At 67.4% G+C, this 21629-nt stretch carries 12 protein-coding genes; 2 read left to right on the top strand and 10 right to left on the bottom strand.

Going from position 1 to position 21629, the window contains the following annotated elements:
- Nucleotides 1-7 precede the first annotated feature (7 nt).
- The 3 genes from HBF32_RS01835 to cmk form a co-directional block, all read right to left on the bottom strand.
- Entirely contained in the window at nt 8-310 is a 303-nt protein-coding gene (locus tag HBF32_RS01835) for an integration host factor subunit beta (RefSeq protein WP_166697931.1), read from the bottom strand.
- An 83-nt stretch (nt 311-393) separates the two neighbouring features.
- Entirely contained in the window at nt 394-2067 is a 1674-nt protein-coding gene (gene rpsA, locus HBF32_RS01830; RefSeq protein WP_166697930.1) for a 30S ribosomal protein S1, read from the bottom strand.
- A 169-nt stretch (nt 2068-2236) separates the two neighbouring features.
- Nucleotides 2237-2917: a (d)CMP kinase gene (gene cmk, locus HBF32_RS01825; RefSeq protein WP_166697929.1), complete on the bottom strand. Its 681-nt coding sequence runs from the start codon at nt 2915-2917 to the stop codon at nt 2237-2239.
- Nucleotides 2918-3040: 123 nt separating this feature from the next.
- On the opposite strand from cmk, the gene HBF32_RS01820 reads away from it, so the two are divergent.
- Nucleotides 3041-3301, top strand: a complete 261-nt coding sequence (locus HBF32_RS01820) for an acyl-CoA-binding protein (RefSeq protein WP_166697928.1) — start codon at nt 3041-3043, stop codon at nt 3299-3301.
- A 62-nt stretch (nt 3302-3363) separates the two neighbouring features.
- On the opposite strand, the gene treY is transcribed toward HBF32_RS01820, so the two are convergent.
- The 7 genes from treY to HBF32_RS01785 are packed head-to-tail and all read right to left on the bottom strand — an operon-like array spanning nt 3364 to nt 20691.
- Nucleotides 3364-5976 carry a malto-oligosyltrehalose synthase gene (gene treY / locus HBF32_RS01815; RefSeq protein ID WP_166697927.1) on the bottom strand — a complete coding sequence of 871 codons (2613 nt, stop codon included), beginning with the start codon at nt 5974-5976 and terminating at the stop codon, nt 3364-3366.
- Nucleotides 5973-8054, bottom strand: a complete 2082-nt coding sequence (gene malQ / locus HBF32_RS01810) for a 4-alpha-glucanotransferase (RefSeq protein ID WP_205287679.1) — start codon at nt 8052-8054, stop codon at nt 5973-5975. Before malQ ends, treY begins: the two co-directional genes overlap by 4 nt.
- A gap of 3 nt (nt 8055-8057) precedes the next feature.
- Complete coding sequence (treZ, locus tag HBF32_RS01805) at nt 8058-9806, bottom strand: malto-oligosyltrehalose trehalohydrolase (RefSeq protein ID WP_166697926.1); 1749 nt, start codon at nt 9804-9806, stop codon at nt 8058-8060.
- Nucleotides 9803-11911 (bottom strand): glycogen debranching protein GlgX, encoded by a 2109-nt coding sequence (gene glgX, locus HBF32_RS01800; protein ID WP_166697925.1) that lies wholly within the window; start codon nt 11909-11911, stop codon nt 9803-9805. Before glgX ends, treZ begins: the two co-directional genes overlap by 4 nt.
- A gap of 12 nt (nt 11912-11923) precedes the next feature.
- Nucleotides 11924-14110, bottom strand: coding sequence for a 1,4-alpha-glucan branching protein GlgB (gene glgB, locus HBF32_RS01795; RefSeq protein ID WP_425482168.1), 2187 nt, complete (start codon nt 14108-14110; stop codon nt 11924-11926).
- The gene (gene treS / locus HBF32_RS01790; protein ID WP_166697924.1) at nt 14107-17418 is read right to left on the bottom strand and encodes a maltose alpha-D-glucosyltransferase; all 3312 of its coding nucleotides are present in this window, start codon (nt 17416-17418) and stop codon (nt 14107-14109) included. Before treS ends, glgB begins: the two co-directional genes overlap by 4 nt.
- A gap of 3 nt (nt 17419-17421) precedes the next feature.
- Nucleotides 17422-20691, bottom strand: a complete 3270-nt coding sequence (locus tag HBF32_RS01785) for a maltotransferase domain-containing protein (RefSeq protein ID WP_166697923.1) — start codon at nt 20689-20691, stop codon at nt 17422-17424.
- Between the two features lie 702 nt (nt 20692-21393).
- Here HBF32_RS01785 and HBF32_RS01780 point away from each other — a divergent pair.
- A complete protein-coding gene (locus tag HBF32_RS01780; RefSeq protein ID WP_166697922.1) occupies nt 21394-21555 on the top strand; it encodes a hypothetical protein in 162 nt (53 codons plus the stop codon).
- Nucleotides 21556-21629 lie beyond the last annotated feature (74 nt).

Here is a 21629-nt window from a genome sequence, read left to right as displayed (position 1 = left end):
CGCCGCGTCACTGCGCGGCGTCGGTTCCCTCGATAAGGTTCACGCGTTCGCGTAGTTCCTTGCCGGGTTTGAAATGCGGGACGTGCTTGCCCGGGAGAGCCACGGCCTCGCCGGTCTTGGGATTGCGGCCCATGCGCGGCGGACGGAAGTGCAGCGCGAAGCTGCCGAAGCCGCGGATCTCGATGCGCTCGCCCGTCGACAGGGCGTGACTCATCTGTTCCAGCACGCTCTTGACGGCAAGTTCCACGTCGCTGAAGGCAAGGTGGGTCTGGCGCCGCGCCAGCGCCTCGATCAGTTCCGACTTTGTCATGGGTCCCCTGGTGGTTCTCGAAGCTGACGCAATGATCTATCGAACAACAGCGAGGGGCGGGTTCGCCGCCCCTCGCCCGACGGTTAGTCGGCCTTGTTCATCTGTTCCTTGAGGAGCGCGCCGAGCTTGGTCGTGCCACCAGCGGCGGACTGGTAGTCGGCCATGGTGTCGGCCAGCTCTTCCTCGTCCTTCGCGCGGATCGACAGCTGGAGCTGACGGCCCTTGCGATCCATGCCGGTGAACTTCGCCTCGACGGAATCGCCGACCTTCAGGTACTGGGTGGCGTCGTCGACGCGTTCCTTGGCGATGTCGTTCGCGCGGATGTAGCCCTCGACGCCTTCGCCGAGGTCGACCAGCGCGCCCTTGGCGTCGACTTCCTTGACCGTGCCGGTCAGGACCGTGCCGCGCGGATTCGTGGCCATGAACTGGCCGAACGGATCCTGCTCCATCTGCTTGATGCCGAGGGAGATGCGCTCGCGCTCCGGATCGACGGCCAGGACCACGGCCTCGACTTCGTCGCCCTTCTTGAAGTTGCGGACGAGGTCTTCACCCGAGGCCTGCCACGAGATGTCGGACAGGTGGACGAGACCGTCGATGCCGCCTTCCAGGCCGATGAAGATGCCGAAGTCGGTGATCGACTTGATCTGGCCGGAGACCTTGTCGCCCTTCTTGTGCATGGCGGCGAAGGCTTCCCACGGGTTCGAGCGGGTCTGCTTGATACCGAGGGAGATACGACGACGCTCTTCATCCACGTCGAGGACCATGACTTCCGTTTCGTCGCCGACCTGGACCACCTTGGCCGGGTTGACGTTCTTGTTGGTCCAGTCCATTTCGGAGACGTGCACCAGGCCTTCGACGCCCGGCTCGATCTCGACGAAACAGCCGTAATCGGTGACGTTGGACACCTTGCCGAACAGGCGGCTGCCGACCGGGTAGCGGCGGGCGATGGCGACCCACGGGTCGTCGCCGAGCTGCTTGAGGCCGAGCGACACGCGGTTGCGCTCGCGGTCGTACTTGAGCACGCGGACGTCCAGCTCGTCGCCGACGTTGACGACTTCGGACGGATGACGCACGCGCTTCCACGCCATGTCGGTGATGTGCAGCAGGCCGTCGATGCCGCCGAGGTCGACGAACGCGCCGTAATCGGTGAGGTTCTTCACCACACCCTTCACGACCGCGCCTTCGGTCAGGCGCTCGAGCAGCTTCTCGCGCTCTTCCGAGAACTCCGTCTCGACGACCGCGCGGCGGCTGACGACGACGTTGTTGCGCTTGCGGTCGAGCTTGATGATCTTGAACTCGAGGTCCTTGCCCTCGAGGTAGACCGGGTCGCGGACCGGACGCACGTCGACCAGGGAGCCCGGCAGGAACGCGCGGACGTCCTTGATGTCGACCGTGAAGCCGCCCTTGACCTTGCCGGAGATCTTGCCGGTGATGGTCTCTTCCTTGTCGAACGCCTGCTCGAGGTCGTCCCACACCATCGAACGCTTGGCCTTCTCACGGGAGAGCTTGGTCTCGCCGAAGCCGTCTTCGAGCGCGTCGAGCGCGACCTTGACCTCGTCGCCCACTTCCACTTCCAGCGCGCCGGACTCGTCCTTGAACTGCTCGATCGGGACGATGCCTTCGCTCTTCAGGCCGGCGTTGATCACCACCACGTCGTTGCGGATTTCCACAACGATACCGGTGACGATGGAGCCGGGCTTCAGCTTGGAAATGGCCTGCTGGCTCTGTTCAAACAGTTCGGCAAAACTTTCAGTCATGTTGATTCCAGGGTTATGAAAGGTCGTACCCGCTGCCTGCGTACCTTCGTGATCGCAGACGGACGGGGGACCCGCCGGTAGAGGGTGCGCGGAAATACCCGGATGGGTTCCCCTGCACCGTTGCCAAGAGCCCGCGCCCACTGCGCGGACACCGATGCCGCGACGCGCCCTACGGACGCACCACGGCGAAAACCTTTGCCACCACCTCGTCGATCGGCATGCCGGTGGTATCGATGACCACGGCGCCTTCGGCGGGCTTCAACGGGGCGACCGGCCGCGAAGCGTCACGCTCGTCGCGCGCCTCGATCTCTCGCTGAAGGACAGCAAGTGTAACGCTCAGCCCCTTATCCTTCAACTGCTTATAGCGTCTTTTCGCACGCTCGGCCGCGCTGGCGGTAAGGAAGAACTTATGGGCGGCCTCGGGGAAAATCACCGTCCCCATGTCCCGCCCGTCCGCGACCAGCCCCGGGGCCTTGCGGAAACCGTGCTGGAGGTCCACCAGGGCCTCCCGGACCGAGGGAATCACGGCGATGGCCGAGGCGGCCGCCCCGGCCGTTTCCGTGCGCAGCTCGTCGGTGGCGTCGTGGCCGTTGACCAGGACCCGGGTTTCCCCGCCATCGGCACTGGGCTGGAAGCGGATCTTCACCGTCCGGGCACAGCGGGTGACGGCCTCGGCGTCGGAGAGGTCGATACCCTCCTCGCCCGCCGCGTAGCCCACAGCCCGGTAAAGGGCCCCGGAATCGAGCAGGCGCCAGCCCAGGCGATCCGCGACGAGGCGGCTGATGGTTCCCTTGCCGGAGCCGGAGGGGCCGTCGATGGTCAGGACGGGGACGGCTGCCGGGTGGGCCATGGGATCAACCTCGTTCGCGAAACCCGCATGATATCGCGTCGAGCCCCGGTATCGGCCGATGGACAGCCCCCGGGCGCCATGCTACAAGCCCCCAACTGCCACGCGCCACGGTTGAGACGTTCCATGTCCGACGACCTCCGGAGCCAGTTCGAACAGGCTTACCTGGACCTGGGCCGCCTGGGACACCGACCGGACAACGACACCCTCCTGCGCATCTATGCCCTCTACAAGCAGGGCTCCGAGGGCGACGTCCACGGGGAAAAACCGGGCTTCTTCGATTTCGTCGGCACGGCCAAGTACGAGGCCTGGGCCACGCTGAAGGGCACCCCGCGCGAGGTGGCGATGCGCGATTACGTCGCGCTGGTGAAGTCGCTGGGCGGCTGAGGCCCACGGCAGCCTGGCCGCGAGTACCCATCGCCGCCGCAGCGGCTCCCACCTGGTCCCTTCTAAGTTTTGCCGGCAAACCAGGCGGCCACGGGCAATTCGCCCATCAGCCCGGCCATCGCGCACTCCCCGCCATGCGAGCGGTCGGCCCCGAACACGTCCCGCCAATGGCCCGCCGGCAGTGCGAGCGAGGTGCCCGCCCAGCGATCCGCCGGGATCGAGGGGGCGTCCGACCCGCCGAGCCATTCGGCCGTATGCCTGGCGACGGCCACGACCAGCTTCTGCCCGCGGTGTTCGCGCACGAAGGCCAGCACATGGTCCGCGGCCGGGCCGGAGGCCGCGAGCGGCCGGTAGGTGCCACGGGCGAACAGCTCCGGGTGGTCGCGGCGGAGGCGCAGCAGCCGGCCGACGACCGCCTGCTTGACCGCGCCGTCGCGCCAGCTCGCCAGCGCGTCCGCGGGGGACGCGTCGCGGTCCAGGGAGGCGGCCCGGGCGAGGAAATCGACCGGCCGGCGGTTGTCCGGGTCGACCAGGCTGAAGTCCCAGTAGTCGGTCCCCTGGTAGAGATCGGGGACCCCTGGCGTGGTCAGGCGAAGCGCCGTCTGGGCGAGCCCGTTCGCCGCGCCGGGCACGGCGATGTAGCCGGCGAAGGCCGAAAGCTCCGCGGCGGCGGCGCTGGACAGGAGACTGCGCAGGAAGTCCTCGCAGCCGTCCTCGTAGGGTTCGTTCGGCGAGGTCCAGCGCGTCCAGCGTTTCGCTTCGCGCAGCGCCTTGCGTTGCCAGGCGGCGATCCGCGTGGCGAAGCGCTCGACGCCCTCCTCGTCGTCGGGAGCGAGGTCGAGGGGCCATGCGCCCACCAGCATCTGGTAGAGCATCAGCTCGTCGGCCGCGGAGGGTGCTATCCGCCCGTCGTCGGTGCGCTGGCGGAACCCGGCATGGCGCACGCGCCAACGCTCGACCGTCACCACCCAGCGACCCGCCACTTCCGAGAGGACCGCCAGCCGGGCGCGCAGGTCCTCGCCGCGTTTGTGGTCATGCGTGGCCGTTGCCAGGAGGGTATGCGGCAGGCTCGCGGCACGTTCGGCACAACACCGGTGGAAGGCGTCCGCGGAGATCGCCAGCGACGCCGCGTCGACGCCGACCTCGTTGCGCGACAGCAACCGGCCGTAACGGTAGCCGGCGGTGTCCTCCACCGCCTTCGCCGCCACGGGCGAGGTGGCCTGCTGGAACACCGCGATCGCCCGCTCCCGCGCCCGTCGCACCGGCCCCGGCGGCAGCGCCCGCGGCGCTTCGCCGCCAAGCCACCCGGCCACGAGGTGCAGCAGATCCACGTCTTCCAGGCGAATCGTACGCAATGCGCCTTCGACCGCGCGGGCAAACACGGCGTCGTCGTACGCATCGCGCCCCGCGCCGCCCGCGTACGTGCGGTACACGGGAAAGTGCACCAGCAATTCCACGAGGACACGGCGGATGGCGGCGAGCGATACGTCGCGCGTGACGACATCGGCGCGCGCGGCGGCGAACAGGGCGCGCGCGGTGCGGTCGAGCTCCGACTCGAAGCTGTCGACCAGGATCTGCCTGCGCGCGCGCACCGCCTGCGTCGCGAAATCCGCACCCTCGCCCGTGAGGTTACGCCACAGTTCCGTCAGCGGGCCCTCGCCGGCGGCGTCGTGCAGCACGGCCGACACCTGGTCCATGAATTCGTAGCCGGTGGTGCCGTCGGTGCGCCAGTCGAGCCGCAACGACTCGTCGGTCGCGAGGATCTTCTCCACCACCAGGTAAGCCGTGTCGCGCGGCGCTTGCGCTGGGCGCTGCACGCGTAGCCGGTCCAGGCGGTGGCGCAGCTGGCGGCAGTACCGGCGGGGATCGGCGAGGCCGTCGACATGGTCGCAGCGCACGCCGTCGATCAGCCCCTCGGCATACAGCCGGAAGATGGTCCTGTGGGTGTCCTCGAACACCGCGGTGCGCTCGATGCGCAGGCCGGCGAGTTCGTTGATGTCGAAGAAGCGGCGATAGTTGACCATGTCGCTGGCGAGCTTCCAGAACGACAGGCGATAGTGCTGCCGCTCGACGAGCGCGTGCAGCGCCGCCCTTCCCGCGTCCGTCGACGGATCGTGCACGGTCGCGGCATCGTCCCCGAGCGCGGCTTCGGATGCGGGAGAAATCGGCAGGTGGTCGTCGTAGACGCGCAGCATCCACCGATCGCGTCGCCGGGCGAGGCGAAGGTGGCCCTCGCGCAGCGTCGCCGCGTAACCCGCACCGAGGATCGGCAACAGCAGGCGGTTCCGCAGCAGCGGATCCGGTGCCTGCCATTCGATGTCGAAGTAACCCGCGTAACGGCTCTCGCGTCCATGCCGGAGCACGTCCATCCACCATGCGTTCTCGACGCCGACGCCCATGTGGTTCGGCACGATGTCGAGCACCAGTCCCATGCCATGCGCGCGCAGCGCGGCAACGAGGCGGCGCAAGGCGTCCTCGCCGCCGATCTCGGGATTCACCTCGTGGCAGTCGACCACGTCGTAGCCGTGCGTGGATCCCGCGCGGGCGCGCAGGATCGGGGAGGCATACAGATGACTGACGCCGAGGTGGTGGTAATAGCCGACGACGTCGACGGCATCGTCGAGGGTGAAGCCCGCATGGAACTGCAGGCGCGCCAGGGCACGCGGTGGACTCATCCGCGGTTCCGCGTCTGGTCGATGGTGGCGCAGACGGCATGGGCGATCGGCCCGTCGAACAGCCGCGACGAGGTGTCCGGCATGCGCCGGCGCCAGTTGGGATGCACCGCGTCCGTCGGGCCGGGAAGGTTCGGTTGCTCGTGCAGGCCGAGGATGTCCTCGACCGGGAAGATCGCCAGCGGCGCGGGGGTCAGGCTGACATGGTGCGCCGCCGCCCACACGACAGGCGAGATATCGTCCGGCGCCGGCGGCGAATCCTCGTTCCATGCCGATCCGGAGGCGAAGAGCGCATGCCACAGCTGCACGCGGTCGCGCTCGCGCTGCGCCACCTCGTCCACGGCCGGATCGTCGAGGCCGGTGCGCTTCCGCCATTCGACGTCGCGTCCGCTCCACCATCCGGCGACCGTCGGCACGTCGTGTGTACTCGTCGTCGCCATGGCCTTGTCCGACCATGCGTCCGGCGTGACGAATCCACCGTCGACGGCCCGCTCGAACCAGAGCACGCGGATGCCGAGCACGCCTTTCTCCGCGATCGTGTCGCGGAAATCGGAAGGTATCGTGCCCAGGTCCTCGCCGATGACGATGGCGCGTTCGAGATGCGACTCGAGCGCGATCAGCCGGAGCATGTCGACGAGTGGATAGCGCACGTAGGCGCCTTCGGTGGCACCGGCGCCGTGCGGGACCATCCACAGGCGCTTCAAGCCGAGCACGTGGTCGATGCGCACGCCGCCCGCATGGGCGAGCGCGGCACGCAGCATGCCGATGAAGCCACGGAAACCCGTGTCGCGCAGGCCGCGCGGCGAGAACGTCGTGAGGCCCCAGTCCTGGCCGAGACGGTTCAGCGCATCCGGCGGTGCGCCCACGGAAAGGCCGGTCAGCATCTCGGCCTGGTGCGCCCAGGCATGGCTGCCGCCCGAGTCGGCGCCGACGGCGAGGTCGGCGACCAGGCCGATGGCCATGCCGGCATCGCGGGCGGCTTTCTGCGCACCCTCGAGCCCCTGCTTCGCCAGCCATTGCAGCCACGCGTGGAAGGCCACCTCGCGCGAGTGCTCGCGCGCGAAGGCCGCCACCGCGGCGCCGGACGGATCATGGAATGCCGACGGCCAGCCCTGCCATCCGCCTGCTCGACCATGTGCCGTGAAATCCGCATGCAGCGCCTCGAAGCGGGCGTGACGCTCCAGCGGTTCGCCCTGCTCGCGACGGAAGGCCATGAAGCGTTCCGAATGGGCGATGTCGGCGGAGGCGCCCTCGAAGATGGAGCGCAGGATGGTCATGCGTGCCCGCGCGGCGCGCGGCCAGTCGATCAGGTCCAGCCATTCCAGCTCGGCGAGTTCCTGGCGCAGGTTGTGCGAGTCGATCACCGCGCGCACGGTGTGCTCGCCGTTGCTCCGGGCCGGATCGATGTACAGGCCGTTGAGGAAGAGCCGGCTCGACGGCGCATAAGGGCTGTAGCGCTCCGGCGCCGCGGCGAACAGCGCGTGCAAGGGGCTGATCGCCAGCGCGTCGGCACCCTTCTCGGCCGCTGCTTTCGCGCAGATCTCCAGCGCGGTGAAGTCGCCGATGCCGCCGTCGCCGGGCCGGCGCAATCCGGATATCTGGACCGCCATGCCCCAGGGGCGACGGCAATTGCTGTGGACGTCGCGCACGCCGAACGTTCGCGGCGGTGCCACCGCCAGGGTCGTTCGTTCATCGTCCAGCGAGAGCGTGTAGTAGCCCGGCAGCGATGGGACGTCGATGCCTTTCTCGCCGGAAGGCAGGCTGCCTTCGCTCACCCGTGTGGCGTCGGCCGCCTCGATCGTCCACGCGCGCGCGCGCGGCGACGGCGGAACCTCGATGCGCGTTCCCGCGTCCGCGGTCAGCATCCGTGCCAGACGGGTGCCCCTGCCTTCCTCGTCGATCCGCCGCAGGCTGTCCTCGACCTCGTCCGCGTAGTCGGCCGGCAGGCCGAGTGCCCGCAACACCGCGCGCAACGTATCCGCGGGCGTCGTCTGCGGACGATCGAGCGCATCGCGCCAGTGCACGTCGATCCCGGCCTTTTCGGCCAGCAGTGCGAGGCGATCGTCGGGGGGTGCGTTCACAGCTCAGGACTCCAGGCAGGCAAGGGTACGGCGAGCCGGAAGCAGGCCGCGTGAAAGGGAAGCGACGTCGGCGGCATCGCCGTGAAGCCACGCCGCGGACGGCGACGGGGGCCGGTCGACGGCGATGTCCGCGTCGCCGAGGTTGACGTAGAGGGTAAGCGACGCGCCGCCGAGCGACCACGAAGCGAAGAACGCCCGCTCCCCCAGCGCACCGGCACCGAGGCTGCGCGCTTCCTCGATGTGCGGCGCCACATGCTTGTGCCGCAGCGCGATCAGCTCGCGCACGAAGACGCGTCGCCTTTCGCCGGCCGCGTCGTGGCGCACGGGTATGGATGCGGTGAAGGTCTCGTACTCGTTCGGGTCCGGGATGTCTCCCGCGAAACCGGCAAAGCTTTCGAACTCCCTGCGCCGGCCCTCGCGCACCGCGGCGCGAAGTCTTTCGTCGGGAAAATCGGTGAAGAACAGGAACGGCGTGCGGCTCGCCCATTCCTCGCCCATGAACAGCATCGGGACAAAGGGGCCCAGCAGCAGAAGCGCCAGGGCCGCCTCCATCGTTTCGGCATCCACGAGGATGCTCAACCGGTCGCCGAACGCGCGGTTGCCCACCTGGTCATGGTTTTGCAGGAAGTTGACGAAGCGCGCAGGCGGGAGGTCGCCGCTCGACTCGCCGCGGCGGCGGCCACCCATCGTCTCGCCCTGGAAGGCGAAGCCCTCGCGCAGGCTGCGCAGGAGCTTTTCCATCGGCGGGCGGTAATGCGCGTAGTAGCCTTCCTGCTCGCCGGTGAGCAAGACGTGCAACGCGTTGTGGAAATCGTCGTTCCACTGCGCGTCGAAGCGGTCGCGACCGAGGAGGTGTGCCTGGTTGGCTTCGTTCTCCAGCACGAGGTGTATCTGCCGTTCGGGACCGATCGCGGCACGAACCCGGCCCGCCAGCGCGGCGAGCCAGCCCGGATTGCCGATGGCATGCACTGCATCGAGGCGCAACCCGTCGAAACGGAACTCGTCCAGCCAGTACAGCGCGTTATGCACGAAGTAGTCGCCCACCTGGGGCGTCGCCACACCGAGGGCCGCGCCCCACGGTGTATGCGTGGCTTCGTCGAAGAACGGCGACGCGTACGCGCCGAGGTAGTTTCCATCCGGGCCGAAGTGGTTGTAGACCACGTCGAGGAAAACCATCAGGCCGAGACCGTGCGCGGTGTCGACCAGCGACTTCAGGTCGTCCGGCGAGCCATAGGCCGCGGCCGGCGCGAAGGGCAGCACGCCGTCGTACCCCCAGTTGCGCTCGCCCGGGAATTCGGCGACCGGCATGAGTTCCACCGCGGTGATGCCCAGCGACGCCAGGTGCGGCAGGACCATCTCCACGCCGTGGAAGCCGCCGAGCGCGCCCACGTGGAGTTCGTAGATCACCGTCTCGCGCCACGGGCGTCCTTTCCACCCGTCATGCTGCCAGCGGTACGCGAGGGGATCGGTGACGACGCTGTAACCGTGCACGTCTCCGTCGCGCTGCCGGCGCGATGCCGGATCGGGCACGGCCAGGCCGTTTTCGAGACGGAAGCGATAGCCCGTGCCCACATCCACCGGGCACACGCACTCGAACCAGCCATCGTCGAGCGCGCGCATCGGCGCCGAATGGCCGTTGTCGCATTCGATCGATATCGCGTCGCGGTCGGGTGCCCATAGCCTGAAGCGTGTGCGGCCGTCGCCCAGCGGCTTGAATCCGTAGGGCATCGCGTGGGCATGGCCCCGATTCATGCGGGCTCCGTCCTCACCGTGGCAGCCAGGAGGACCACGCTGCGACCCTCCACCTCGATGGTGGACTCGCTCCACGCGACCTCGGAGGCCGTCGGCGCGGCCGTGTTGCAGGCCAGGCGCCAGTTCGCCGCCGGCTGCGGCAGGTGGAACACATGCTTCTCCGGTGTCGCGTTGATCATCACCAGCGTCACGTCGGCGCGCTTCTCGCCCATGGCCTGCGCGCGACGAAGCGCGAGCAGGCGGCCCTCGGTGTAATCCCAGGTCGCCTGGGTCATCTCGGCGCCGCTCTCGTCGAACCACGCCACCTCGCGCATGCCCGGTGCCACCTCGGTGTCGCCGCGGAGGAAATGCGCGGCGCGCAGGGTCGGATGCTGCTCGCGGAGGCGGATCAGCCGCGCGACGAAGTCGGCCAGTTCCCTGCCGCGCTCGGACGTGGCCAGCTTCCAGTCGTACCAGGAAATCTCGTTGTCCTGGCAGTAGGCGTTGTTGTTGCCCTGTTGCGTCCGCCCGAACTCATCCCCGCCCAGCAGCATCGGCGTGCCGTGCGAGAAGAACAGCGTGGCGAGCATCGCGCGCTTCACGCGGTCGCGCGCCGTGCGAATGGCCTCGTCCTCGGTCGGGCCCTCCACGCCGTAGTTGTAGCTCTCGTTGTCGTTGCCGCCGTCGCGGTTCTCCTCGCCGTTGGCCTCGTTGTGCTTGTCGTTGTAGCTGACCAGGTCGTCCAGCGTGAAACCGTCGTGCGCCGTGATGAAATTGACCGAGGCCCAGGGACGGCGGCGATGATGGTCGAAAAGTTCGCCCGATGCCTGCAACCGCCCGGCAAGGGCGCCGCGCATCGCCGGATCGCCCTTCCAGAACTTACGCACATCGTCGCGGAACTTGCCGTTCCACTCGCCGAAGCCGGGCGGATGGTTGCCGAGCTGGTAGCCGCCGGGACCGATGTCCCAGGGTTCGGAAATGAGCTTCACGTTGGCCAGAACGGGGTCCTGTCGCATGGCGTCGAACAGCCCGCAGTTGGGATCGAACCCGGATTCCTCGCGACCGAGGCTCACGCCCAGGTCGAAGCGGAAACCGTCCACGTGGAAGGTCTGGACCCAGTAGCGCAGCGAATCCATCACCAGCTGCAGGACGCGCGGATGCGAGGTATTGACCGTGTTGCCGGTACCCGTGTCGTTGACGCAGTAGCGCGGGTTGTCCGCCACCAGCCGGTAGTAGCTCTTGTTGTCGAGCCCGCGGAACGACATCGTCGTACCCAGCTCGCTTCCCTCGCAGGTATGGTTGTATACCACGTCGAGGATCACCTCGATGCCGGCGGCATGCAGCGCCTGCACCGCGGCGCGGATTTCGTTGAGCGCGCCTTCGGCGAGGTACGCCGGTTCCGGCGCGAAGAACGCCAGGGTGTTGTAGCCCCAGTAGTTGCGCAGTTTCAGTTCGGTGAGGCGGCGGTCCTGGACGAAGGCATGCACCGGCAGGAGCTCTACCGCGGTCACCCCCAGCTTCACCAGGTAATCGATGACGTAGGGATCGGCCAGGGCGATGAAGGTCCCGCGCTCGTGCTGGCGGATCCGCTTCAGCGTGCGGGTGAATCCTTTCACATGCGTTTCGTAGATCACCGTCTCATTCCACGGCGTATGCGGGCGGTTGCCGTGGGTCCAGTGCATCGGCTCGTCCACCACCACGGCCTTGGGCATGGCGGCGGCACTGTCGCGCCGGTCGAACGAGAGGTCCGCGCGCGGCGACGACACGCGATAGCCATGCAGCGCATCGGACCAGCGCACCTGGCCGTGCAACAGGCGGGCGTAAGGATCGAGGAGAAGCTTGTTGGGATTGAAGCGGTGCCCTTCCTCCGGCGCATACGGGCCGTGCGCGCGGAACCCGTAAAGCGTGCCGCCGCGCACGCGCGGAAGATACCCGTGCCACACCTCGTCGGTGCATTCGGGCAGATCGTAGCGAGCGATCTCGCGCTTGCCGGAAGGATCGAAGAGGCAAAGTTCCATGCGCTCGGCATGGGCCGAGAACACGGCGAAATTGGTACCCATGCCGTCGCACGTGGCGCCGAGGGGATACGGCGAACCGGACTGCATGCGTTCGGGTAAGGCGGGCATTCGTGTTCCTCGTCAGTCGGCGACGAAAATGAGGGTGGCCAGTGGCGGCAGGCTCAATACCAGCGACTGCCCGAACCCGTGCGCGGGCACCGCTTGCGCATGCCGCTCGCCCTCGTTGCCAACGCCCGAGCCGCCGTACTCGGTGGCGTCGGAGTTGATCGCTTCGCACCAGCGGCCGCCTTCGGGCACGCCGATGCGGAAACCGTGCCGCACGGCGGGCGTCATGTTGCTGACGACGAGCACCGGGCGCCCGCCGTCGGCGAAGCGCAGCCATGCGAACACGCTCTGGCCGGCATCGTCACCGATCACCCAGCGGAAGCCGCGCGGATCGGCGTCCCAGGCGTGCAACGCCGAGGTGGAGGCATAGACACGGTTGAGGTCGCGCACGAGTTTCTGCACGCCGAGGTGCCGTGGATGATCTAGCAGTTCCCAGGCAATCTGCGCATCGTGGTTCCACTCGTGCGGCTGGGCGATCTCGCCGCCGGTAAACAGGAGCTTCTTGCCGGGATGGCCCCACATGAACCCGTAATAGGCGCGCAGGTTCGCGAAGCGCTGCCACTCGTCGCCGGGCATCCGTCCCAGGAGCGAGCGCTTGCCGTGCACCACCTCGTCGTGCGAGAGCGGCAACACGAACTTTTCCGAATAGGCATAGACCATGCTGAAGGTCATCTCGCCATGGTGCCAGCGGCGATGGATGGGATCGCGCGACATGTATTCCAGCGAATCGTGCATCCAGCCCATGTTCCACTTGAAGGTGAAACCCAGGCCGCCCTGCTCCACCGGCTGGGTCACGCCCGGCCACGCGGTGGATTCCTCGGCGATGGTCATGCAGTCCGGGTGCCGTTCGGCCACGAGCTGGTTCACGCGGCGCAGGAAGGCGATGGACTCGAGGTTCTCTCGACCGCCGTAGACGTTCGGTACCCATTCGCCGTGCTTGCGCGAGTAGTCGCGGTATAGCATCGAGGCCACGGCGTCCACCCGCAGGCCGTCGACATGGAAACGTTCCAGCCAGGCCAGCGCGCTCGCTATCAGGTAGGCCGACACCTCGTTGCGGCCAAGGTTGAAGATCAGCGTATTCCAGTCCTGGTGGAAGCCTTCGCGGGGATCGGCATGCTCGTAAAGCGGCGTGCCGTCGAAATGCGCAAGACCATGGATATCCGTCGGGAAGTGCGCGGGCACCCAGTCCACGATGACGCCGATGCCAGCCTCATGGCAACGATCGACGAAGCGGGCAAAGGCGTCGGGTGTACCGAAGCGCGACGTCGGCGCGAACTGGCCCAGCGGCTGGTAGCCCCAGGAGCCGCCGAACGGATGCTCCGAGATCGGCAGCAGCTCGATGTGGCTGAAACCCATCCCCGCCACGTAGGGAATCAGGCGCTCGCCGAGTTCGTCCCAGTGCAGTTCGCGGCCGTCGTTGCCACGCAGCCACGAGCCGGCGTGCAGTTCGTAGATCGACAAGGGGGAGCCGGCATGGTGCAGGGCACCGCGGCGGCGCAGCCATTCGTCGTCGGTCCAGTGGAAGGCCGCGGGGTCGGCGACGATCGACGCCGTCGCTGGCGGCAGTTCGGCGGCGAGCGCCACGGGATCGGCGCGCTGCGTGAGCGAATCGTCCGCCCCCCACACCTCGTATTTGTAGCGCGCTCCCGGCAGCAGACCCGGAACGAACAGCTCCCAGACGCCAGCCGGCACGCGCCTGCGCATCGGATGACGGCGACCGTCCCAGCTGTCGAAGTCGCCGACGACGCTCACCCGCTTCGCATTGGGTGCCCACACGGCGAAGCGCACGCCATGGACGCCGTCCAGCACGGTCGGATGGGCGCCCAGGCAGCGGAACAACTCGATATGCGTGCCCTCGGAGAGGAGGCGCAGGTCGTCGTCGCCGAGCAGGGTGCCGAACGCGTAGGCATCGTGGGTGTCGTGGGTCGCGGCCGGCCAGTGCACCCGCAGGCGATACCCGCCATCGACTTCCAGGAATCCCGCGAAGAGACCGCCGTCATGCACGCGTTGCAATTCACCGACGACCCGACCCTGCGCATCGATCAGTTCGACACCGCGCGCGCCGGGCTGCAGGGTGCGCACCACGCGCCGCCCGGCGACATCGTGTGGTCCCAGCAGCGCGAAAGGATCGCCGTGCCGGCCCTCGACCAGCGCATCGACGGCCGCGACATCGGACAGTCCGTAGGTTCGGGGATCGATCACGAGGCCTCCTCGGGTTCGTTCACCGTTTCGCCGCGCGCGATGTGCAGCAGGCCGCGCAGCGGCACGTCGAGCCAGCCCGGCCGGTTGGCGGCTTCATATACGACCTCGTAGGCGGCCTTTTCGATGACGAAGAGCTCGAGCATCGGAGCCAGTGCATCCGCCTCGATCCAGCGTACGGGCGCCGCATCGAGCACCGCGCGGTAGGCTTCCAGGAAAACCCTCCCCGAGCGCGCACGGAAACGTGCCAGGTATCCGCCGAACCCTTCGTCCTCCACCGGTGCGAGGCCATCTTCGCCCCGCCGCGCCATCGCCGCGGCGTAATCGAGCGATCGCAGGAACCCGGCGACGTCGCGCAACGGCGAGTTCTTGCCGCGACGCTCCTCGAGCAGCCGCGCCGGCTCGCCCTCGAAGTCGATGATGTATGCATCGTCCTGTACCACCAGCACCTGGCCAAGGTGGAAATCGCCATGCGTGCGCGTGGTCAGCGCGCCCTTCCCCGCCGAGGCCAGTTGGCCGATGCGTTCGTCGAGCACGCCCGCCAGACCGCGCAGGCCTTCCACGTCCGCGGCCAGCGATTCGGGCATGTCCGTCGTCGAGTCCACCGACATCAACGCGCGCCCGAGCTGGACGCGGATGCTTTCGCGCCACTGGTCCACCGTCGCCGGAGTGGCCCGTTCCGGCGCGAACGCGGACAACTCGCTCGGCTTGGCCAGCAACGCATGCAGTTCGCCCAGGCGGGTGCCGACCGCTGTCGCGAAGGCGTCGTAACCGCCTTCCAGCTCCGCCTTGCGCTCGTCTTCGCCGGAGTGGCTGAATTCGTCGTAGCTGCGGCGCAGGAAATCCAGCGTCCAGGTCCATGCGTCGCCTTGATTGCGCAGGAAGCCTTGCAGCACGGCCAGGGTGGTCCGTTCGCCGTGCTCGCCGACACACACGACCTCGCCGAGCAAGGGCGCGGTGTTCGCGTAGCCGTTCTCGGTCAGGAAGCGACCCATCTCCACCTCGGGGTTCACACCCGCGGAGGTCCGCCGGAACAGCTTCACCATGCCGGCGTCGTGCAGGATCATCGAGCTGTTCGATTGCTCGGCGGCCAGCCAGCGGTTCTCGGCGCCGGTGTCGAAGTCGACGTCCGCGAACGCGGCGGTCGCTTCGAAACACACCGTGCCGCCGTGCATCGGCAACCGTGCGCCCTGCCGCAGCCCGATGAGGAGGCCGCTGCCGAAGGCTTCCAGTGCGAAACCGTCGGTCAGCAGGCCGATACGTCGGCCGCGGCGGACCCGTGCGAGGGCAAGCTGTTGCTGTCTGGCCGTGGGATTCTCGTCCTCCCACACGATGCCCACCGGCAGGCTGTAGCGTTCCTTGCCGCCGTCGGAAAGCGTCGCTTCCACCTCGGTCAGGATCACGTCGTCACCGCGATCGGGCCAGGGCACGGCGTAAAGGATGCGCACCGACTCGATGCCGCGGTCTTTCGCCGCGAACCAGCGGCGCACGGCGAGATAGCCCGGCAGCACCTGCTTTTCGATCACGCCACGGTGGTGCGCCATCACCGGCCCTTCGACCAGCGCGCCACGCAGCACCAGGGTCTCGTAATCCGGCATCGGCTCCGCGGGCACTTCGTGCCACGAAGGCATCTGGGCGTTCGGGCAGATCTGGAAGGCGTAGAAACCGTAAGGCGGCACCGTGAGCAGATACGGAAGCTGGCCGACAGGCGGGAAGGAGGATCCACCCATGATCTCGATGGGTACCTGCCCGTCGAAACCGCCCAGGTCCAGTTCGACGGCCTGCAAGGCGCGCGACATGTTCGCCACGCAGAGCACGTGCTCGTCCTCGTACTCGCGCAGATAGGCGAGGACCTTGCGGTTGCCCGGATAGAGGAACTTCAGCGTACCGCGGCCGAAGGCCTTGTAACGCTTGCGCACAGCCAGCATGCGCCGGGTCCAGTTGAGCAGCGAATGCGGGTCGCGCGCCTGCGCCTCCACATTGATGGCCTGGAAACCGTAGAGCGGGTCCATGATCGGCGGGAGCACGAGGCTCGCCGGATCGGCGCGGGAAAAACCGCCGTTCCGGTCCACCGACCACTGCATGGGCGTGCGCACGCCGTCGCGGTCGCCGAGGTGGATGTTGTCGCCCATGCCGATTTCGTCGCCGTAATACAGCACGGGCGTACCCGGCATCGAAAGCAGCAGCGCGTTCATCAGCTCGATGCGGCGACGGTCGCGCTCCAGCAGCGGCGCGAGGCGGCGGCGGATACCCAGGTTGATGCGTGCGCGGCGATCCGCTGCGTAGGTCTGCCACAGGTAATCGCGCTCGCTGTCGGTCACCATCTCGAGGGTCAGCTCGTCGTGGTTGCGCAGGAAGATCGCCCACTGGCAGTTATCCGGTATCGCCGGGGTCTGCCGCATGATGTCGGTGATCGGGAAGCGGTCTTCGCGCGCGATCGCCATGTACATGCGCGGCATCAGCGGGAAGTGGAAGGCCATGTGGCATTCGTCGCCGTTGCCGAAATAGTCCTGGGTGTCCTCCGGCCACTGGTTGGCCTCGGCCAGCAGCATGCGATCCGGGTAGTGCCTGTCGATCTCCGCACGCATCAGCTTCAGGATGGCGTGCGTCTCGGGAAGGTTCTCGTTGTTCGTTCCCTCGCGCTCGATCAGGTACGGCACCGCATCGAGGCGCAGGCCGTCCACGCCCATGTCGAGCCAGAAGCGCATCACGTCCATCACCGCCTTCAGCACGGCGGGATTGTCGAAGTTGAGGTCGGGCTGGTGCGAGAAGAAGCGATGCCAGAAATACTGGCCGGCCACCGGATCCCATGTCCAGTTCGACTTCTCCGTGTCCAGGAAGATGATGCGGGTGCCGTCGTAGGCCTGGTCGGTATCGGACCATACATAGAAATTGCGCGCCGCCGAGCCCTTCTTCGCGGCCCGCGCGCGCTGGAACCACGGGTGCTGGTCCGAGGTGTGGTTGATGACCAGCTCGGTGATGACGCGCAGGCCGCGCGCGTGTGCCTCGGCGATGAAGCGGCGCGCATCGGCCAGCTTGCCGTAGTCGGGATGCACGGCCTTGTACTCGGCGATGTCGTAGCCGTCGTCACGGCGCGGACTCGGATAGAACGGCAGTAGCCAGAGCGTGTTAACGCCCAGTTCGGCGATGTAGTCGAGCTTGTCGATCAGCCCCTGGAAGTCGCCCACGCCGTCGTCGTTCGAATCGAAGTACGACTTCAGGTGCACCTGGTAGATGATCGCGTCCTTGTACCAGAGCGGATCGTTCGAGAAGTCGGGGGCGACCGTTTTCTTTTTCGTGCGGGTTGCCATGGATCAGGCTCCGGGTAGCCGCACCTGCCACACCGCGTAAGGCTGGCCGAGGCCAAGCCATACGTGCTGCGTGGTGCCGCGCCAGCTCAAGGGTTGGTCGTGCAGGAGGTCGTGGACATCGAGCTCGGCATGGCCCGAAAGCCCCCAGTCGTTGAGCGGAAGGACGATATCCGCTGCCTGCGGGTTGTGCGGGTCCATGCTGATCGCCACCAGCACGAGGTCGTCGCCGGTGCGTTTCTCGAAGAACAGCACCTGGTCGTTGCTGGCCGGGAGGAAGCGGACGCCGAGATGCGTCTGCAGGGCGGGATGGGCGCGGCGCAGGCGATTGAGCTGGGCGATCTCCGCCACGATGTTGCCGGGGGCGTCGAAGTCGCGGATGCGTATCTCGTACTTCTCCGAGTCCAGGTACTCCTCCTTGCCAGGGATGGGTGCGGACTCGCAGATCTCGAAACCGGAATACATGCCCCACAGGCCCGAGAGCGTCGTCGCCAGCGCCGCACGGATGAGGAACCCCGGTCGCCCGGAGGTCTGGAGGAAATACGGATTGATGTCGGGCGTGTTGACGAAGAAGTTCGGACGGAAGAAGTCCTTCGGCGGCGTGGTGGTCAACTCGGTCAGGTAGTCGACGAATTCCTGCTTGGAATGACGCCAGGTGAAATAGGTATACGACTGGCTGAAGCCGACCTTTGCGAGGCGATACATCGGCTTCGGCCGGGTGAAGGCTTCGGAGAGGAACAACGCGTCCGGATACGTCGCCCGCACCCGCGCGATCATCCACTCCCAGAACGGAAACGGCTTGGTATGGGGGTTGTCGACACGGAACGTGCGCACGCCCTCGCCGGCCCAGAACATCACCACGTCGCACAGCGCCTGCCAAAGCGAGGGCACCGCCCCGTCCGCATAGAAATCGACGTTGACGATGTCCTGGTATTTCTTCGGAGGGTTCTCGGCGTACTTGATGCTGCCGTCGGGCCGCCAGTCGAACCATTCCGGGTGTTCCTTCAGCCAGGGATGATCGGGCGAGCACTGGATGGCGAAGTCCAGCGCGAGTTCGAGCCGGTGCGCATGCGCGGCATCGCGCAACGCGCGGAAATCCTCCAGCGTGCCAAGCTGCGGATGGATGGCGGTGTGCCCACCCTCGACCGAACCGATGGCGTAGGGGCTGCCGGGATCGGCCGGCCCCGGCGTCAGCGTATTGTTCGGCCCCTTCCGGAAGGCCTTGCCGATCGGATGGATCGGCGGGAAGTACAGGACGTCGAAGCCCATGTCGCGAATCGCCGGCAGGCGCGCGATCGTGTTGCGGAATGTGCCGTGCTCCGCCTTCGATCCGGTCATCGATCGCGGGAAGAGTTCATACCAGCTGGCGAAGCCGGCTTCGCGGCGATCCACTTCCAGGGGAAACGCCTCGGTGAGACTCGACTGCTCGCGCGGATCGGTCGCCGTCATCAGGTCCAGCGTGGCGTCGGCGAGCAGCAGCTCCAGCCGTTCGTCGCCCTCGCTCTTCGCCACCGCGGTGGCGAGGTTACGCAGTGCCTTCGCCTTCGACCCCGTAGCCGCGGCGGCACGCTTCTCCACCAGCAGCCTGCCCTCTTCCAGCTCCAGCGCGATAGGTACCTTCGCCGCATGCTTCAGTTCGATCTCGTGACGATACGTGGCAAAGGGATCGCGCCACGCCTCCACCTGGAACTCGTGGCGACCGATGCGCGTGGGCGTGAAGGTGGCCGTGTGTATATCGTTGTTGACGAGCAGCATGGGCGTTTCGCGCCAGGTCTTCTCGTCGAGCGCACGGTAACGCAGGCGTGCGGCCAGCACATCGTGGCCGTCCATGAAGATATCCGCCGTGACCGTGACCGCCTGGCCGACGATACGTTTCGCCGGGAAGCGCCCGCCGTCGACCGTCGGCTGCACGGCCTCGATCATGACACGCGGCCCGCGCGTCGCCGCCTGGAGGTACTCCTTCTGCGCGCCGGCACCCAGCTTGCGTTTCACCGGCGCGGCCTGCGTGCCGCGCAGGACCAGCACTTCGCCGGGCTGGAGCGCGATGCCCTCGCCCTGGTCGAAGACCTTGCGCCCATCCGGCGCGGTCCACGGCGAAAAATGCGCCGCCGCGCCGATCAACGCATCCGCGGCCGGCACGTCGACCTCGCGGTCCAGCGATGCGTTGACCAGCGTCAACGCGGCACTTTCCGCCGTGCGCGCATCGGCACCGTCCACGGTGAGGAACGTCGCCACGCCATGACGAAGGACGATCTCCGGCCGCGCCGCGATTCGTTCGCTGACGGATGCATTCGCCGCTTTCACCGCCGCCGAAAGGTCCAGCACGCCACCCTGTGCGAGCGCGGAAGGTGTGAGCGCGCCGCCGCGCCGCGGGTCGAGGGCGTCGTGCACGGCGTATTCGAAGCCCATGGGCATCATCCAGCCGGCAGGCGACGTCGCCCCGAAGGCGATGGCTCGGCGATACGCGTGATCGAGCTGGTTCTCCTCGCCCAGTTCGTCGCCCAGGCGCCTGGCGAACGGCTCCTCCGTGCAAGCCAGCGCCGGCGCCACGGCCGCGAGCCGTTCCGCCTCCTGCGCGAACCATGGCGCGCGGAAATCCCACCAGTTCGCCGAGGACACCACCGCATCGAAACCCGCGCCTTCAAGGGCGTGCACTTCGTCGGGCGTCAGTCCCGGCGTCCAGGCCAGGAACGCCACGCGCGATCCCTCCTCACGGGCGGCATCGATCACCGCCTTCCACACGCCGGCGCGAAGGCGCTGCGGATGAACGAGGCGGAATCCGGAAACGCCGGCCGCCATCCATTGCCGTAAACGTGCCGTCCACCAGTCGCTGGCCGCCTCGACCACGTCCGGATCGTTCAAGCGCCAACGGGCGCTGTCGCTCTCGCTTGGCGTCCAGCGTGGATCCGGGGTGTCGTGTTGCGCCGCCACCGCGCGAAACCATTCGGGATGCTCCGCCCGCACTGGCGAATCCGAGGAGAGTTCGTCGAGCGCAAGATCGAGCCACAACTCGATATCGTGCGCCCGGCAGGCTTTTGCGATCTGCGCCAGCCGCGTCGTCGCGTCACCGTCGCCGAGCGCGGGGTTCATGCGATCGAAATCGCGCGTGACGAACACGTCGCCGCACGGCGAGGTTTCGAACGGCGGCGCCACGAGCAGCTGGCGGAAGCCAAGCCCGGCCGCATGTTCGATCCACGCATTCCACGCGGTCAGCGGCCCCGCGAGCAGCGGATGCAGGTAATAGATACGAAAGGGCGCACTCTGGCTGGCCTGCATGTGACTCGCGATCCTGGGGAATGGACACAAGCATGCCGGGCCGTATGTATGCATCGTGCCAATGACCCGGGCACGCGAAGGCTCCGACAGTGACGCATCCTGGTGTTGCGGAAGCGTGAATGTGCCATGGCACCAGCCACCATTCTTGTACGTAGCCCCCCAAACCCGTCGTTCCTGCGAAAGCAGGAACCCAGCGTCTTATCGCTCCTGCGCTTCGTATCGTTACCTACGTGATCGGATAACTCGCTAATCGCGAGTTCATGCCTGATGCGGCTTCGCCGCCGCATCTATGTTGCTCGTTTGCTTCGTAGGATGGGCTCGCCTTGCGGCCTCGCGCTCGGCGCCTGCGCCGCGACGAAGTGGCCAGCCGCCGTCCCCCTCGCCGCGAAGGCTTACGTCGTTCCTTGGGAAAGGAGGAGCCGCTGCGCGGCTCAATGTCTTATGGCTGACGCCCCGGCGGACCCGGGCGGTCGGGCGGGAGTCTTCGACTCGGCATCCTGCCTCGACGAAGACCGCCGGCCGTCCAGGCCGGCGCCCCTTCGGGGTCTTGTCCGCCCGACCGCCCTCGACTCCAGACATCGCGGCGAGGGGGACGGCGGCTGGCCTTGATACGGTGCGGTGTGGTGTTGGGAGAGCGACGCCCCCCAGTTTTGAGTAGCACGGCGAGTTGGAGTCCAATCCCCCAACTGACGGAGATTGGACGTGAAGAAGCGATTTTCCGAAGAGCAGATCATCGCTTTGCTCCTTGCTTACGCCGGCGCCTCGGCCAAACGCGGCGCGCCAGACTTCGACGCGCCGCGGACCATAGGGAACGCGAGGCTTCACCGGTACCTTGGGGAACCGGGTGGCGTGATTGACGAATGAGCGGTGCCGGCCGCTTTCCACCGGCGCAAGGGAGCGCGCCGGTTACGGCGGTAAGAAATATCTCACGAGCACGG

The sequence above is a fragment of the Luteibacter yeojuensis genome (genome assembly GCF_011742875.1).
Taxonomy (GTDB): Bacteria; Pseudomonadota; Gammaproteobacteria; order Xanthomonadales; family Rhodanobacteraceae; genus Luteibacter; species Luteibacter yeojuensis.
Note: the sequence above shows the minus strand (reverse complement) of the source record. Positions and strands in the feature narration are given on the sequence as shown.